General features: G+C 58.7%; 11 protein-coding genes. 7 read left to right on the top strand and 4 right to left on the bottom strand.

The features are described 5' to 3' along the window. Window positions 1-908, bottom strand: a 908-nt coding sequence (locus tag H1Y01_RS05955; RefSeq protein WP_180539455.1) for a sugar porter family MFS transporter, incomplete at its 3' end; no start/stop codon positions are given. A 9-nt stretch (window positions 909-917) separates the two neighbouring features. Next, window positions 918-1,790 carry an ROK family protein gene (locus tag H1Y01_RS05960; RefSeq protein WP_180539457.1) on the bottom strand — a complete coding sequence of 291 codons (873 nt, stop codon included), beginning with the start codon at window positions 1,788-1,790 and terminating at the stop codon, window positions 918-920. 124 nt (window positions 1,791-1,914) lie between these two features. On the opposite strand from H1Y01_RS05960, the gene H1Y01_RS05965 reads away from it, so the two are divergent. Together H1Y01_RS05965 and H1Y01_RS05970 are read left to right on the top strand one after the other, a co-directional pair. Further along, window positions 1,915-2,406, top strand: a complete 492-nt coding sequence (locus H1Y01_RS05965) for a DUF4126 family protein (RefSeq protein WP_180539459.1) — start codon at window positions 1,915-1,917, stop codon at window positions 2,404-2,406. Between the two features lie 338 nt (window positions 2,407-2,744). Continuing rightward, window positions 2,745-8,048, top strand: a complete 5,304-nt coding sequence (locus H1Y01_RS05970) for a beta strand repeat-containing protein (protein ID WP_180539461.1) — start codon at window positions 2,745-2,747, stop codon at window positions 8,046-8,048. Window positions 8,049-8,091: 43 nt separating this feature from the next. On the opposite strand, the gene rfaD is transcribed toward H1Y01_RS05970, so the two are convergent. Further along, a complete protein-coding gene (gene rfaD, locus H1Y01_RS05975) occupies window positions 8,092-9,102 on the bottom strand; it encodes an ADP-glyceromanno-heptose 6-epimerase (protein WP_180539462.1) in 1,011 nt (336 codons plus the stop codon). 74 nt (window positions 9,103-9,176) lie between these two features. Here rfaD and H1Y01_RS05980 point away from each other — a divergent pair, with 74 nt between their 5' ends. The 5 genes from H1Y01_RS05980 to bshC all read left to right on the top strand — a co-directional run bounded on the left by H1Y01_RS05980 (window position 9,177) and on the right by bshC (window position 15,509). Then, the gene (locus H1Y01_RS05980) at window positions 9,177-10,154 is read left to right on the top strand and encodes a deoxyhypusine synthase family protein (protein ID WP_180539464.1); all 978 of its coding nucleotides are present in this window, start codon (window positions 9,177-9,179) and stop codon (window positions 10,152-10,154) included. 4 nt (window positions 10,155-10,158) lie between these two features. Further along, a complete protein-coding gene (locus H1Y01_RS05985) occupies window positions 10,159-11,052 on the top strand; it encodes an NAD(P)-dependent oxidoreductase (RefSeq protein ID WP_180539466.1) in 894 nt (297 codons plus the stop codon). Between the two features lie 253 nt (window positions 11,053-11,305). Continuing rightward, window positions 11,306-12,556, top strand: a complete 1,251-nt coding sequence (gene dxr, locus H1Y01_RS05990; RefSeq protein ID WP_180539467.1) for a 1-deoxy-D-xylulose-5-phosphate reductoisomerase — start codon at window positions 11,306-11,308, stop codon at window positions 12,554-12,556. A gap of 19 nt (window positions 12,557-12,575) precedes the next feature. Continuing rightward, window positions 12,576-13,901 carry an RIP metalloprotease RseP gene (rseP, locus tag H1Y01_RS05995; protein ID WP_180539469.1) on the top strand — a complete coding sequence of 442 codons (1,326 nt, stop codon included), beginning with the start codon at window positions 12,576-12,578 and terminating at the stop codon, window positions 13,899-13,901. 57 nt (window positions 13,902-13,958) lie between these two features. Beyond that, the gene (gene bshC, locus H1Y01_RS06000) at window positions 13,959-15,509 is read left to right on the top strand and encodes a bacillithiol biosynthesis cysteine-adding enzyme BshC (RefSeq protein ID WP_180539471.1); all 1,551 of its coding nucleotides are present in this window, start codon (window positions 13,959-13,961) and stop codon (window positions 15,507-15,509) included. An 89-nt stretch (window positions 15,510-15,598) separates the two neighbouring features. Here bshC and H1Y01_RS06005 read toward each other — a convergent pair. Continuing rightward, window positions 15,599-15,851, bottom strand: a 253-nt coding sequence (locus H1Y01_RS06005; protein WP_367399771.1) for a cupin domain-containing protein, incomplete at its 5' end; no start/stop codon positions are given.

Below are 15,851 nucleotides of genomic sequence, written 5' to 3' on the forward strand. Positions count from 1 at the left end.
ATCGACATAGCCAGCATGGTGAACACGAGGTTCGTGGCGCCAACCGCCACGGATTGTAAGTCACCCGATACCTTGCTGAATCCCGCCTGCGCAAAGATATCGTTCAAGTAATAGAGAATCGCATTGATCCCCGAAAGCTGATTGAAGAATCCGATCGAAACGGCCAGAAAGATCGGCAGCCAGTGGTCGGCGCTGAACAGCCGCGCGCCGGAGTGCGAAAGTTCTTCATCGCGGTCGCGGACCATGGCGCGCAACTCGCCTTCGACGTCGTCCTCGCCCAGCAGCGTGAGTACGGAGCGGGCTTCGCCGGTGCGGTCGCGCTGCACCAGCCATCGCGGACTGCGTGGAATCGCGAACAGCATGAGGAAGAAGAACAAAGCGGGCAGCGCGGAGACACCCAGTTTCCATCGCCACTCCGCCGCACCGAAGTGCTGTATTCCAATCATGTAGTTCGAGAAGTAAGCCAGTAGAATCCCGGCGACGACGTTGAACTGGAAGAACCCGACTAACCGGCCGCGCAGCCGCGCCGGCGCCAGTTCCGCGATATACATCGGCCCCAGCACCGATGACGCGCCCACGCCAAGTCCCCCGATAAATCGAAATGCAACCAGAGAAGACCAATTCCAGGAAAGAGCGCACCCGAGCGCCGAGATCACGTAGAGAACGGCAACTCCACGCAGACTATCCCGCCGCCCATACCGATCGCCCGGGAGGCTCGCCGTCATCGCGCCGAAAATGGTGCCGATTAATGCGATGGCAACGGTCAGCCCCAGGGCCCGCGGAGACAGATGGAACTGAAGGGTGAGCGAGGCGGTGGTGCCCGCGATCACCGCGGTATCGAATCCGAACAACAGACCGCCCAGTGCGGCGACTACGGTACTCTTGACCAGCGAAGCAGAAAGCGTCATGTCAGCGAGCTAAGTATATGACTGCGCCGCCAGCGCAATTGCGCCCAACACTCCGGCCCGGTCTTCCAGCGCCGGCGGGACTACGTACTCATCGATCGCTTCCAGCAGCACGGGCGACTGTACATAACCATTGAGCACGCGCAGTAACTCAGCCCGCACCAAAGGAAACAGTTGGGCCTGCTTCATCACGCCGCCGCCCAGGATAAACCGCTGCGGAGATAGCGTAGTAACCAGGTTCGCCAGGCCCAGCGCAATGTAGTTTGCCTCCAAAGCCCATCCCGCATGGTCAGCGCTCAGCATCGACGCCGGCGTGTTCCAGCGCGACTGTATCGCCGGACCCGCGGCCAGGCCTTCGAAGCAGTCGCCGTGATAGGGGCAGACGCCTGCGAACGGATCGCGCGTCCGGTCATGCGGGAGAAAGATGTGCCCCATCTCGGGATGCACCAGCCCGTGCAGCAAGCGGCCGCCGACCACGGCGCCGCCGCCGATCCCCGTGCCGATCGTGATGTACACGAAGTCCGACAGCCCGCGTCCGGCGCCCCACCGCGCTTCGCCGAGAGCCGCCGCATTCACATCCGTATCGAAGGCGACCGGCACTCCCACGGCGCGCCCGATGGCTCCCGCCAGGTCGAAGTCGCGCCATCCCAGCTTCGGTGTCGAGGTAATATGCCCGAACGTACTCGACTCCGGCCTAAGGTCGACCGGGCCGAAAGAACCAATCCCGATCGCGCGCACGCCGCTTCCCCGAAAGAACGCCACGGCCCGCTCTACGGTCTGCTCCGGCATGGTCGTGGGGAACTCTGTTTTCTGCAGATCGTCCGGCCCGGCGCCGATGCCGCACACAAACTTGGTTCCGCCCGCCTCAATCGCTCCGTAGCGCAATCCGTCCTCCTAATTCACATGCAGTGTGGCACATGCAGTGTGGCACATCCAGTGTGGCCCAGCGCACTTCGCCGCACGCGCGTACATGGCTTTCCGATCCTACTCCACGCTACCGTGAGAGTAAATGGATAACGAATGGAATGTGCTGCCGCTCGCCGCGGGTTTCGGCGCGATCGCCGGCTTGCGGGCTTTCTCGGCGCCGGCCGCGATTTCGCGCGCCGCCCAGATGCGCGGGATCGATCTGTCGAACACTCCGTTGCAATTTGTCGCTCAGGCGAACGGCGCTCACGCGCTTGCCGCTCTGGCCTTAGGTGAACTCTTCGCGGATAAGTCGAAGCACATACCCAACCGGACCGACTGGCCCTCGCTACTAGCCCGAGCTGCGTCGGGAGCCTTGGCGGGCGCCTCGATCGCGCGCTCGAAGAAAGTTGACTGGTGGCCGGCGGCGTTGACGGGAGCAGCGGTGGCGATCGGAACGTCATTCGCCGGATTCCACTTACGACGTTTCGCCGGGGAATCGCTGCATGTACCCGACCGCGTCGTCGGTCTGGTTGAAGACGCGGTCGTGATCGGATCGGCAATAGCTTTGGTTTCCAGCCTGAGCCATCACAAATAGCTCAATTCCGGGTAGCGGCGATAAGCCGCAGCACTTACGGCTGTAAAACAAACAAAGGAAAGTACTCTAATCCTATTGCGTAAGGGGATTGTTGAACATATACTTAGCGAGCTGACGTCTCCGGCGAGCCTGTCTGACGCAGCCAAAGGAGTCTCGTGTTCCAATCAACTTACTCTGACCGCCTCAGGTGTTTCCGGTCAAACGCTTTCCTCTTGATTAACCCGCGCAAAACGGGGCGCGGGATCGCGCACTTTGCGCTCGGTATCGCGATAGCCGCAACTTGTCCCCTGATATTAAGCGCTCAATCGGGGGAGCCGACATCCGTAAACGCCGCGCATTTGTTCCGAGCGGACTTCGTCTCCGCACGAACGTTCTTTATTCCAGTGATCCCGGACGCGCAGCTGCTAACGCCGGCTTTTCGCGCCGGTTCGCCCGGATTCTCCAGCTTGCGGACGGGGCCGCGGCTTACTTCCTCTTTTTTGAGACCGGCCGGTGCGCCTCCGCCCGCAGCAACTAACACCACGTGGACCGGCGGCGCGGGCAACTTCAGCAACGCCGCCATGTGGACCGACGGCGTCCCGAACGGAAACTTCAACGCGTTTATCGACGGCGGCAACCCGGTCGCATCCGCGGTCACGCTCGACATCAATGCGGCGCTGAACAATTTAACGATTAGTTCGGGCGATAGTCTCGGGATTTCGAATAACTTGGGACTAACCGTCAACGGCACAAGCATCAGCAACAAAGGCCAGCTGATGTTAAATTCCGGCGGCAACGGTACCTTCTTGATTGTTGGCGGGAGCAGCCTGACACTGAGCGGCACCGGCACGGTCACCTTGTCGAACAATACCCAGAATTTCATCGAAGGTTCCGTGGGCACGAATACGCTGATCAACCAATCGACGATTCAAGGCGCGGGATTTATCGGCAATAACCAGCTCACCCTCTCGAACTCAGGGACAATTGATGCCAACGTCTCGAACCAGCTGGTCATCAACCCGAGCGGCGGGACCACCAACACGGGGACGCTCGAAGCTACGGCCGCAGGAACCCTAAGTCTGGAGAACGCGATCACCAATACAAATGGGACAATCCAGGCAAACGGCGCCGGTTCTACTGTCAATTTGGAAGGTGCAACAATTACCGGCGGCACGCTGGCAACTTCGGCCGGAGGCGTCATCCAGTCATTCGGCGCGACCCTCAGCGGCCTAACGAACTCAGGCACGTTATCGGTACCCAACAACAACGCGTTGACAATCCTTGGAACCATCAACAACACCGGATCCATCCAACTGAACTCGGGAGGCAATAACACCGACCTGGTTATCGGCGCACCAACGGTTACATTGACGGGCGCGGGGACGATCACTCTCTCGAATAACACTCAAAATTATATCTTCGGCTCAAGCGCGAGCAATACGCTAATCAACCAAACGACCATCCAGGGCGCCGGAGACATCGGAAATAATCAAATGGTCCTGACCAACTCCGGGACCATTGACGCGAACGACCCCACGCAGCTCGTCATCAATCCCAGCGGCGGCACGACTAATACCGGAACTCTCGAAGCTACCGCCGGGGGCACTTTGAATCTGCAGGACGCCATAACGAATACGGGTGCGACGATTCAGGCGAACGGCGCGGGTTCCACAGTCGCCATGTACGGAACCAGTATCACCGGAGGAACCCTCAGCACATCAAATGGCGGCGTGTTCCAATCCTTCGAAGCGACTCTCAGTGGGCTCACCAACGCGGGTACTTTGCAGATTACCAACAACAATGCCGTCACGCTGGCCGGCAACATCAGCAACACGGGTTCGATACAGTCGCTCTCCGGCGGTAACAACACGGAGATTATTGCTACAGGTACAGTCACCTTATCCGGCGGTGGATCGGTGACGCTGTCCGACAATAGCCAAAACTATATCTTCGGCGCAGCGGGAAGCCAATTGATCAACCAGGACAACACCATCTCGGGTTCGGGAGACATCGGCAACAACGCGATGGCGTTCACGAATCACGGGACCGTCGATGCAACGTCGGCGAACGGCAACCAACTGTTGATTCAGACGGGCACAGCGGGAACGACAAATACGGCAACGATGGAAGCTAGTTCCGGCGGCACCCTGCAGATCCAGAACACAGTCACTAACACCGGCGGGACGATCCAGGCGCTCGCGGGTACGGGAACGTCGGCGGGAGGAACTGTTCTATTGAATGGCTCTACGATCACCGGCGGAACCGTGCAAGGGCTCGGGACCGGTGTAAATGCCGGGGTGGTGGTTTCCACCGGCGCGACTTTAACCAGCCTTACTACGGCCGGAATTGTCGAGACTCCGAATAACAACGCGCTCACCCTGGCGGGAACCATCAACAATACCGGTTCCCTTCAGCTCAACTCCATTGGGAACAATACTTCGCTGGTCGCCAGCGGAACCGTAACTCTCACCGGCGGCGGTACGGTGAATCTGTCGAACAACACGCAGAACTATATCGACGGCGCGGCAGGCAGCAAACTAATTAACGTAAATAACACGATCTCCGGCGCAGGCGATATCGGCGACGGCGTCATGGCGTTCACGAATGAAGGCACGGTGGACGCCCTTTACAGCAATCACCTGATCATCAACACAGGAACTTCCGCGGTAACCACGAACACCGGCATGATGGAGGCCAGCAGCGGCGGCGTCCTTGAGATCGACAGCAAAGTCACCAATGAGACGAGCACCACCACGGGAACAATCGAAGCCCTGAACGGCGGAACGGTGTCGCTGAAAGGCGCCACGATCAACGGTGGAAACTTGCTGTCGACGGGGACGGGCGCGATTTCCGCAGCCAGTTCCACTCTGAACGGGAGCACTTATGCGGTCAACTTCTCAGGGAAACTCCAGACGGCAAACAACCAGCACGACACGCTTGAGGGAACCATCAACGACAACGGAACCATCTCTTTGAACTCCAATGGAAACGGCACGTACCTCAAGATCGGCGGAACGTCGGTGACACTGCAGGGTACCGGTAAAGTGGTGCTCTCCGATAATACCCAGAACTTTATCCAAGGTGCTTCCACGGGAACCGAGAAGTTGATTAATATGGTCACGATCTCCGGGGCTGGAAACATCGGCAACAACTTCCTGACGCTGGATAATGAGGCTACGATCGAAGCTACCTCGACGCTCGGTAATCACCTGATTATCGAAGCCGGAACCGGCGGCGCGGTCAATACAGGCACAATGGAAGCGGTTGGCGGCGCGACTCTCGAACTGGCCAACTCCATCAACAATGCGGGTGGCACGATCGCCGCGAGCTCCGGTTCTACCGTTCAGTTGGACGGCAGTCTCGCACTTACCGGCGGTACTTTGAGCGGCGCCGGAGAATTTGTGGCCTATGGCGCTTCTCTAAGCAACCTGACGAACAACAGCACGATAGCTGTTCCGAACAATACGTCGTTAACTCTGGCCGGAACCATCACCAATGCCGGGGCGATGCAACTGAACTCGGTCGGTAACGGCACGTACTTGATTGCTAACGGCGCTACTACGCTGACCGGCGGTGGAACAATCACGCTCTCCGATAACTCTCAGAACTTTCTTTCGGGGTCGAGCGGCAGTTCGTTCATCAACCAGAACAACACGATCTCCGGATCCGGAGATATTGGCCAGAACACAATCGCTTTCACGAACCAAGGCACGGTAGACGCGACTTCCGCCAATGGCAACCATCTCATTATTCAGGCAGGTGGCGCGGGCGCCACGAATACGGCGCTTATGGAAGCCAGTAGCGGCGGCACGCTCGAGCTTCAAAACATTGTCAATAACACCGGCGGGAATATTACTGCCCTGGCGGGCACGGGAACGGCAGCCGGCGGTACCGTCTTCATTAATGGCGCGACCGTTACAGGCGGTACGCTCAATACTCTTGGCACAGGCGTGAACGCGGGCACGATCGTCACGAGTGGCGGGACTCTCGTCAGCCTGACGAACGCCGGGGCAATCCAGATCAACAACAACACACAGTCGTTCGTAGAGGGGACGATCACCAACAACGGAACCATCGCGCTGAACTCGATCGGGAATGGCACTTACCTGTTACTGGACGGAAACGTTACGCTGAATGGAACCGGCTCGATCAATCTCTCCAATAACAATCAGAACTTTATCCAGGGTGCGTCCACTGGCCAAGAAGTACTTACCAACAACATAACCATTCAAGGTTCGGGGGACATCGGCCACGGTTCCATGGGATTGATTAACAACGGATTGCTGTTCGCCAACCAAAGCACGGCGCTGATCATAGATGCCAGTTCCGCCGGTTTCTCGAACACCGGAACTCTGGAGACCAGCGCGGGAAGTACTCTCAACATCACCGGACCTTTCAGCAACTTCTCGGGCACGACCTTAACCGGCGGGAAGTATCTGGAATCCGGGACGCTGGAGTTCACGGGAGCTGACATCGTGACCAACGCCGCCACGATTACTCTGACGGGACCGTCGTCAGCGATTGTGGACCAGAACGGCAATAACGCGCTGGCGGGCTTTACAACCAACGCCTCCGCCGGTAAGTTCACGTTAGCGGGAAGCCAGAATCTGACGACCAGCGCCGGTAGCTTCACCAACGCCGGCGCGATGCTGATCAATGCCGGCAGCACGTTCACGGTAGGAAACAACGGCAACACAACCCTCGCCACCAATTACACTCAGACGGCCGGATCTACAACCGTCAACGGCGTTCTCACTTCTTCGGCAAGTTCGGCCGGCACGCCGACCGTCAGCGTCATGGGCGGTGCGTTGCTGGGCGACGGAACCGTAGCTGACCCGCTCGCCTCCAGCGGCGTCGTCGAACCCGGCGATTCTTCCACCACGACCGGTAAGCTCGACGTGACCGGAACTTACGCACAAACTTCCAAAGGTTCGTTCGATGTCTCGATCGGCGGCAACACTGTCGGCACGAAGTACGACCAGTTGGATGTAAGTGGAAAGACCACATTGAGCGGCACATTGAACATCAAATCGATCAATGGCTTCGTCCCGACGGTAGGTTCCACTTTCGTTATCCTGGATGCCGGCTCGCTTACCGGCACATTCGCCACGGTCACCGGAACGAGTATTAACTCCTCGGAACACTATGTCGTGAGTTACACCGGGACGGAAGTCATCCTGACGGTAGCAAGTGGAGCGGGAGCCGTTCCCCCGAATTCACCCGCGCTTATCAGTGCTGCCCGCTCCAGCGATCCGCTTCACCTGGGCGTCGTGGCGCAGAACCGCTCCGTCGGTTTGGATGGCGCCTCGTCGCACGTAACCTTCTCGGCGAACAAAGATTTCTCCTTCGCCGCGCCCTCTCGCGGCATCGTGCCTCAGTTCAACTCGGCCGCGTTACGCCTGGGTCAACCTTCCGCTAACACGGGCTTCATGGCCAGCCTCGCGAATGTCACGGCGCCCCGGTTCACTTCGGCCGGCGCATTTGGCGGAACCAACCTACACACCGCTCTATCGCCTATCGCCCAGAATCCGGCGCGCAAGCTACTCAACTATCACCTCGACCTCGGCACGATGCTTTCTGTCGGCCGGAGCCGCGGATTTGCGGCCGCCGTGAAAGAGCTCACCACGCACTACAGCAACCTGGGCTACCTGGAATATCGTTAACCCACCTCCGAGGACCGCGGCTTCCCAGCCGCGGTCCTCATTTCTACGATTTGCCTGCTTCGTCTCCTAAGTGGTTTCCGGGGATCAGGTAATTCCGCACGTAATCCGCAACCGCATCTTCCAGTGAAGTGATAGGTTCCGTGTACCTCGTGGCCAGAAAGCGATCCATCACCGCGCGAGTCTGATACTGATACTTCCCGCGCAAAGCTTCCGGCATCTCGATGAACTCGATTCTTGGTTCCTTACCTAGCGCCTTGAACAGGGCATGACCTAAGTCAAGCCAAGTCCGCGACTCCCCCGCGCCGATATTGAAAATCCCGCTGATAGTATCAAGTTCCGCCAGATGCACGGTCATCTTCACGGCGTCCTTCACATATAGGAAGTCCCGCCGTTGATACCCATTCGCGAACTCCGGACGATAGCTCATAAACAATTGCATCGTACCCTTCTGTTCGATCTGCCGGAACGCCTTATTGACCACGCTTCGCATATCGCCCTTATGATCCTCATTCGGTCCAAAGACATTGAAGTACTTCAGCCCGATGAAACGATCCAGATAGCCATGCCGCTCCGCCCAAAGGTCGAAGATATGCTTCGAGTAACCGTATAGATTCAGCGGCCGCAAACTCTGCAACGGCAGCGTTTCGCTTAAATTATCCTCAAGCGCTCCATAAGTCGCCGCCGAAGACGCGTAGATAAACCGCGCATTCCTGCGCAGGCACCACAACCCCAGCTTCCTGGTGTACTCGAAATTGTTGCGGATCAGGTAAGCGCCATCCGTCTCCGTGGTCGCCGAGCAGGCGCCCAGATGGAAGACCGTGTGGATATCGGCCGGAAGATCCCGATCGTCTTCGAGCCGATGCGCCAGTTCATCCGCCTCCAGATACTCTTCGAACCGCAAGGGCGGCAGGTTCTTCCACTTCTCGGTCGTATCGAGGCGGTCGCAAAGGTAGATGTTGTCGAATCCGCGCCGGTTCAACTCCCAGACGACGGCACTTCCGATAAGCCCCGCTCCGCCGGTCACCAGCATGCGGCCGATACTCAGATAACGCATAACTCACCACGGTACCGCGGCGAACAATTCAGGTCATCCTGCTGACTTGATCCCGCCCTGCTAAGTTGTTAGAGATGCCGTCCCGCCCCGTCAGTTCGTTCATCGAGCATCACTTCCGTCACTTCAACGCCGCCTCGCTGATCGAAGCCGCGCGGGGATATAACGCACATCTCGAAAGCGGCGGCCGCATGTTCCTGACCCTGGCCGGCGCCATGAGCACGGCCGAAATCGGCCTCTCGCTCGCCGAAATGATCCGGCAGGGCAAAGTACACGGCATTTCCTGCACCGGCGCGAACCTCGAAGAAGACGTCTTCAACCTGGTCGCTCACGATTTCTACGAACGGATTCCGAACTGGCGCGACCTCACCCCCGCCGAAGAACAGGGTCTGCTGGAACGCCACATGAACCGCGTCACCGACACCTGTATCCCGGAAGCCGAGGCCATGCGCCGCATTGAATCCGTCATCCTCAAAGAGTGGATGGCCGCCGACCAGCGCGGCGAGCGTCTGTTCCCACACCAGTTCTTCTTTCGCATTCTGCAGAGCCCCGACCTCGAAAAAAGCTTCCAGATCGATCGGAAAGATAGCTGGCTCTACGCCGCCATGGAGAAGAATCTGCCCATGTTCGTGCCCGGCTGGGAGGATTCCACGCTGGGCAACATGTACGCCGGACATTGCATCTCAGGCGACGTAAAGAACGTCCACACCGTCCGAACCGGCATTGAAACCATGATGGAACTGGCCGCCTGGTATACGGAAACGTCGAAGTCGCACTCGATCGGCTTCTTCCAGATCGGCGGCGGCATCGCGGGCGATTTCCCGATCTGCGTCGTGCCCATGCTTCGTCAGGACCTCGAACGCCACGACATGCCGTTGTGGGGCTACTTCTGCCAGATCAGCGATTCGACGACGAGTTACGGGTCGTATTCCGGCGCCATCCCCAACGAAAAAATTACCTGGGAAAAGCTCAGCATTCACACCCCGAAGTTCATTATCGAATCGGACGCGTCCATCGTCGCGCCGCTCGTTTTCGCATACGTTCTAGGTCAATAAAACCATGTCAAACATCGCATTTCTCGGATTGGGAATCATGGGCGGCCCCATGGCTCGCCACCTGATCAAAGCCGGTCATAAAGTCGCGCTCTGGACCAACACGACCGAAAAGGCGCGCAAGATGGCGGAGGAGACGGGGTCTACATTCGCCGCCACGCCGAAGCAAGCCGCCGCAGACGCGGAGTTTGTCTTCATCTGCGTAGGCGACTCGAAAATGTCGGAAGAGGTCATTCTGGGCGAGAACGGTGTAATCCACGGCGCGAAGCCCGGAACCATCGTCATCGATACCACCACGGTCAGCCCGTCCAGCAGCCGCGCCGTCACGGAAATCCTGGCCACCCGCCAGTTTCCGTTCCTGGGCGCTCCCATTACCGGATCGAAGCCCGGAGCCGAAAACGCTGCGCTGACCTGGATGGTGGGCGGTGATCGCGCTGTCTTCGACAAGGTCCGCCCGCTGATGGAAGTCATGGGCAAGAAGATCTACTACTGCGGCGGCCCGGGAATGGGGCTGCACGCCAAGCTTTCTCAAAACCTGGTTCTGTCCAATGTGCTACAGGCCTTCAACGAAAGCCTGGTTCTGAGCACGAAGGCCGGTATCGACCCCGAACTCATGCTCGATATCCTCTCCAACAGCGCGGCCAAATCCGGTCTGATCGAATACAAAGCTCCGTTCGTCCTGCGCCGCGATTTCGAACCGAATTTTTCCACAAAGTGGATGCACAAGGATGTCGGCCTCATGTTGGAATCGGGAAAAGAGCTGGGAGTGCCCCTTTTTCTGACCGCGACCACCCAGCAGCTCTTCCAGAACGCCCTCTCGAACGGGCTAGGCGAGGAAGATATGTGCTCTACAATCAAGCCGTTGGAGCGAACGGCCCAAGTCGAAGTCCGCAAGAGATAAATTTTTCGAACTTTCCAATTTACGGATACAAAATTTGGTTGACGCTGCGTTTCTCTTCTACTAATATTGGAAGTAAGCCGGGGAGGACAGAAACTCCCACCAAAGCGAGACTAACCTCTAATAAGACCCCTGAAGCAAACCTCCCCGGCGCCCGCAAGGGTTTGGGTCTTTCAAGCCTCAATTCCAACTAATTTAGTAGACATTTCGGACGTCTCCATGAAACGATGTTATCATCCGGGCATCACCAGTTTGCATGACATTCGTTACCGTACTTGGATCCACGGGGTCCATCGGAACCAACACGCTGGACGTAATCCGGCAGAACCCGCTGCAGTTCAACGTTTTTGCGTTGGCAGCCGGCCGTAACGTCGAATTACTCGCGCACCAGATCAAAGAGTTTCTTCCCGAAGTCGTGGTCGTCCGCGACCCCGAACTGTACCCGATTCTTGTCGAAACGCTGGCCTCGATCGGGGTTCCGCAGAAGAGCTGGCCGGAACTGACCGCCGGCCCCGCGGCGCTCGTTCAGATCGCGACGGCCTCGAAAACCGACGTACTCGTGTCCGCGATCGTCGGCGTCACTGGTTTAGAAGCCACCTATGAAGCGGCGCGCAAAGGAAAGCGCATCGGCCTCGCGAACAAGGAGACGCTGGTATCGGCCGGCCGCCTCGTGATGCAAGCGGTTCGCGATCATAAGGCCGAACTGCTCCCCATCGACAGCGAACATAACGGCGCCCATCAATGTCTGCGCGCCGGCCGCCGTCAGGAAGTCGTCAAGCTGATTTTGACTGCTTCAGGAGGTCCCTTTCGCACGACTCCCAAGCACCTCTTCGCCGGGATTACACCGGCGGAGGCGCTGCGCCATCCCACCTGGAAGATGGGGAACCGCATCACCATCGATTCCGCAACCCTCATGAATAAAGGCTTCGAAGTGATCGAAGCGTGCTGGCTTTTCGACCTGGAGCCCGGCGAGGTGGAGGTGGTGGTGCACCCGCAATCGACGGTCCACGCCATGGTCGAATACAGCGACGGAAGCGTTCTCGCCCAGGTGTCGGCCACCGACATGCGCATGCCGATCCAGTACGCGCTCACCTGGCCGGATCGCCTCGCCGCCCCGGTTCCCCGCATCGCCTGGACGACTCCCCGGCACTGGGATTTCGAGCCGCCCGACTTCGATCGATTCCCGCTTCTTCGCGTGGCCTACCAGGCCCAGGAATCCGGTGATTCGGCGACATGCACGCTCAACGCAGCCGATGAAGTCGCCGTCGCGGCGTTTCTCGACGGCGAGATTCGCTTCCCGGAGATTGCAGCCGTTGTCGAAGAAACTCTTGACAAATTTCCTGCACGCCCGGCTCGGTCGATTGGCGATATCCTGAACATAGACGAAGAGTCGCGTACCCTCGCCCGCCGTCTGGTGGAGGAGCGGCACTGGGTTTCATCTCGAAAAGCAGCGTCCCAAAAAGCCGCACCTCAAACGACTCCCAATCAACCCACCGTAAAGGCATAAGCACTGGTCTAACCACGAAATGATCTCCGTTCTTTCAAGTATTTTTTGGCTGCTGGTTCTGCTCGGCGTCATGATCCTGATTCATGAGCTCGGACATTTCTGGGCGGCTCGAACTTTCGATGTCAAGGTCGACATCTTCAGCTTCGGCTTCGGCCCGCGGTTGTTCGGGTTCAAACGGGGCGAGACCGATTACCGGTTTTCCGCGATCCTGTTCGGCGGCTACGTCAAGATGGCGGGCGACCAGCCGAATGACGACAGCGCCGGCGATCCCCGGGGTTTCATGCTGAAACCGCGTTGGCAGCGACTCATCATCGCGGCCGCCGGACCGGTCATGAACATCCTGCTGGCAGTCGGACTTCTGACCGGGCTGTACATGGTCAAGTACCAGCATGTGGTCGAACCGGGCGGCGCGATCGTGGGGCACGTGGTCGCTGACTCGCCGGCCGCCAAAGCTGGCGTCCAACCCGGTGACAAAATCGTCCAGATCGAAGGGAAGAAAGATCCGAACTGGGAGGAAATCGAGCGCGATGAGATCGCCAGCGCCGAGCGCAATCTGAGCGTCACCCTGGAGCGGAACGGGAAGCTTATCCAGACCACCGTCACCCCGGTGCTCGATGAACGGATGGGAATCGCGACCTCCGGGTGGGAAGAAAGTACCGAAATCGTCGCCCAGGAAATCTCCCCCGGAATGCCGGCCGACACTGCGGGGCTCAAACCGGGTGACATCCTCGTCTCCATCGACGGCCAGCCGATCCGCTCGCGCTTCAAGCTGCAGGACGTTATTCGCGCCGCGAATGGCAATCCGGTGACGGTTGTGTATCTGCGCGGCGGCCAGCAGCACACCGTCTCGATCAAGCCGGTGATGAGCAGTTCCGACGGAAAGCCGCGCTTCATGATTGGCGTCTCGCCCATGCCGAAGCTGAACGTGGTCACCGAGAGCCTGTCGTTCCCCGCCGCGCTGCGTCAATCCATCCAATCCAATACCGAAAACGCGAGCCTCATTTTCGCTTTCCTTCGTGGGCTCGTGGAGCGCCGCATGTCGGCGAAAGCCGTCGATGGCCCCATCGGCATCGCCCGTCTTTCCAGCCGGGCCGCGCAGATGGGAGCCGCGGTTTTCCTCTCGCTGATGGCCAGCGTCAGCCTGAACCTGGCCATTTTCAACCTGCTGCCCATCCCCATACTCGACGGCGGCGTCATACTGACGCTTCTGGTGGAAATGCTACTCGGCCGCGACCTCAGCCTGAATTTTAAAGAGGGACTAATGAAGGTCGGCTTCGTCTTCTTAATGGCGGTGGTTGTTTTCGTGCTTTATAACGACATTTCGAAGGTGTTTACGCAGGGGTAAGGCCGCAAACCTGGAATCTTCGGCATTCGGACTTTCATCTGCTAGAAGGACCCCAGAATGGAACTTTCGTGTATCCGACACACGGCGCTGCCGAATACCACGAAGCTCTTTGCCGACTTCACGTACCATCCCGAACGAGTCCAGCAGTTTTACCCGTATTTGCCGGTAAGCGATGAGTCCTTCCGGCGCACAGCCGCTGCGATCGACTTCCCGGCTGAAAAACGTCAGGCGCTGGTAGACGCGCTCCGGGTCAAAAACGCGGATAACCCGCTGCTGGAGCGCATCGCGCAGCCGGGAACGGTAGCCGTGGTCACCGGCCAGCAAGTCGGTTTGTTTGGCGGTCCGCCATTCGCGATCTATAAAGCCCTGACTGCGATCCGGTTTGCCGAGCACCTAACCTCGATGGGTGTACCGGCAGTTCCTGTCTTCTGGATGGCAACCGAAGATCACGATCTTCATGAGGTGGATCACACCTGGTTCTTCGACGCCAATCATCAACCCGTTCTTCTGCAGGCAAGCGGGTCGGCAGTACCGGACCAACCCGTTGGAACGGTCCCTTTCGACCAAGTGCCGCTTGAGGAACTGAGACGGGTGCTGCACGGTCTGCCGTACGCCGAGGAAGCCTTCGATTTCGCCCGGGATACCTACCAGCCGGGCCGCACGATGGGTGACGCGTTCTCGTCGCTGCTCGATCGTTTGCTAACCGGTTTGCCAATTCTGCGAGTCGATCCGATGCTGCCGGAGTTCCGGAAGCTAGCGGCTCCATTGCTGCGCGAAGCGGTTCTCCGAGCGCCGGAACTGACTAGAGACGTGCTTGCCAGAAATAAGGAACTAACAGCGGCGGGATATCACACGCAGGTGCATGTTGAAGACGCCACCTCGTTCGTCTTCCTGCTCGACAAAGGACGCCGCCAAGCACTCAAGCGCCGCAATGGCGATTACGCGGCGCTAGCCGATCGTGCAGAGGACCTGTCCCCAAACGCCCTGCTACGCCCCGTCGTTCAGGATTCGATGATCCCGACCGTCGCCTATGTAGGCGGACCGGCCGAGATCGCCTATCTTGCCCAGTCAGAAGTGCTCTACCGCGAGTTGTTGGGAAGGCAGCCGATCGCACTGCACCGCGCATCGTTCACCGTCATCACCCCTCGCGAACACAAGCGTTTGGACCGTTACGGGCTCGAACTAACGGATTTCTTTCATGGGGAGCAACCCGTTGCCGAAAAGGCCGCGAAGACTCTAGTAGACCCGCGCGTTGCCGGCCGCGTCAGCGATGCCCGCGGCGCGGCGACGCAATCCCTCAGCCGCATGTTCGATGCGGTGGAACACTTCGATCCGTCGATCCGCAAAGCCATCGAAAAGAGCCGCCGGAAGATCGAGTATCAGTTCGAGAAGATCGACCGCCGCGTCGGCCGCGAGGCGATCCTGCGAGAAAAGGACGCGGCCAAAGATGTCGACGAACTCTACAACACGGTGTTCCCGCGCCACAAGCTGCAGGAGCGCGTCTACTCCTCGCTAGCGTTCGTGGCGCAATACGGCCCGGATTTCGCAATGCGCGTCTATGACAATATTTTGCTCGACTGCCCCGACCACCGCGTACTCACCCTCTAACGCCCGCATCGATCATCCGGATCTCGAGAAAGTCCCCGCTTTCCCGCCGACTAGCCTCCCAGATCCGCTTCTTCGCTGCGACCTGACGCTTACGCCGGAAGCACATCGATCTTCTTTTGCGGCGCCTGCCGAATCGTACTTGCGGCCAACTTCAAATGCGCTTCCGCCATCTTGTCCGGCATACGCGCGATCCATTGGTTCAACGACACATCCATATACCGCGACGTCTTGAACAACTCCAGGAATACGAGATCCTCCGTTCCCGTATTCTCAATGCAATGACCGGCCATGGTCGGGACAAACCCCACATCGTTGGCATTGAAATCCATGGTTCGCGCCTTG

The organism is Nevskia soli, from assembly GCF_903970205.1.
Classification (GTDB): Bacteria; Acidobacteriota; Terriglobia; order Bryobacterales; family Bryobacteraceae; genus Bog-113.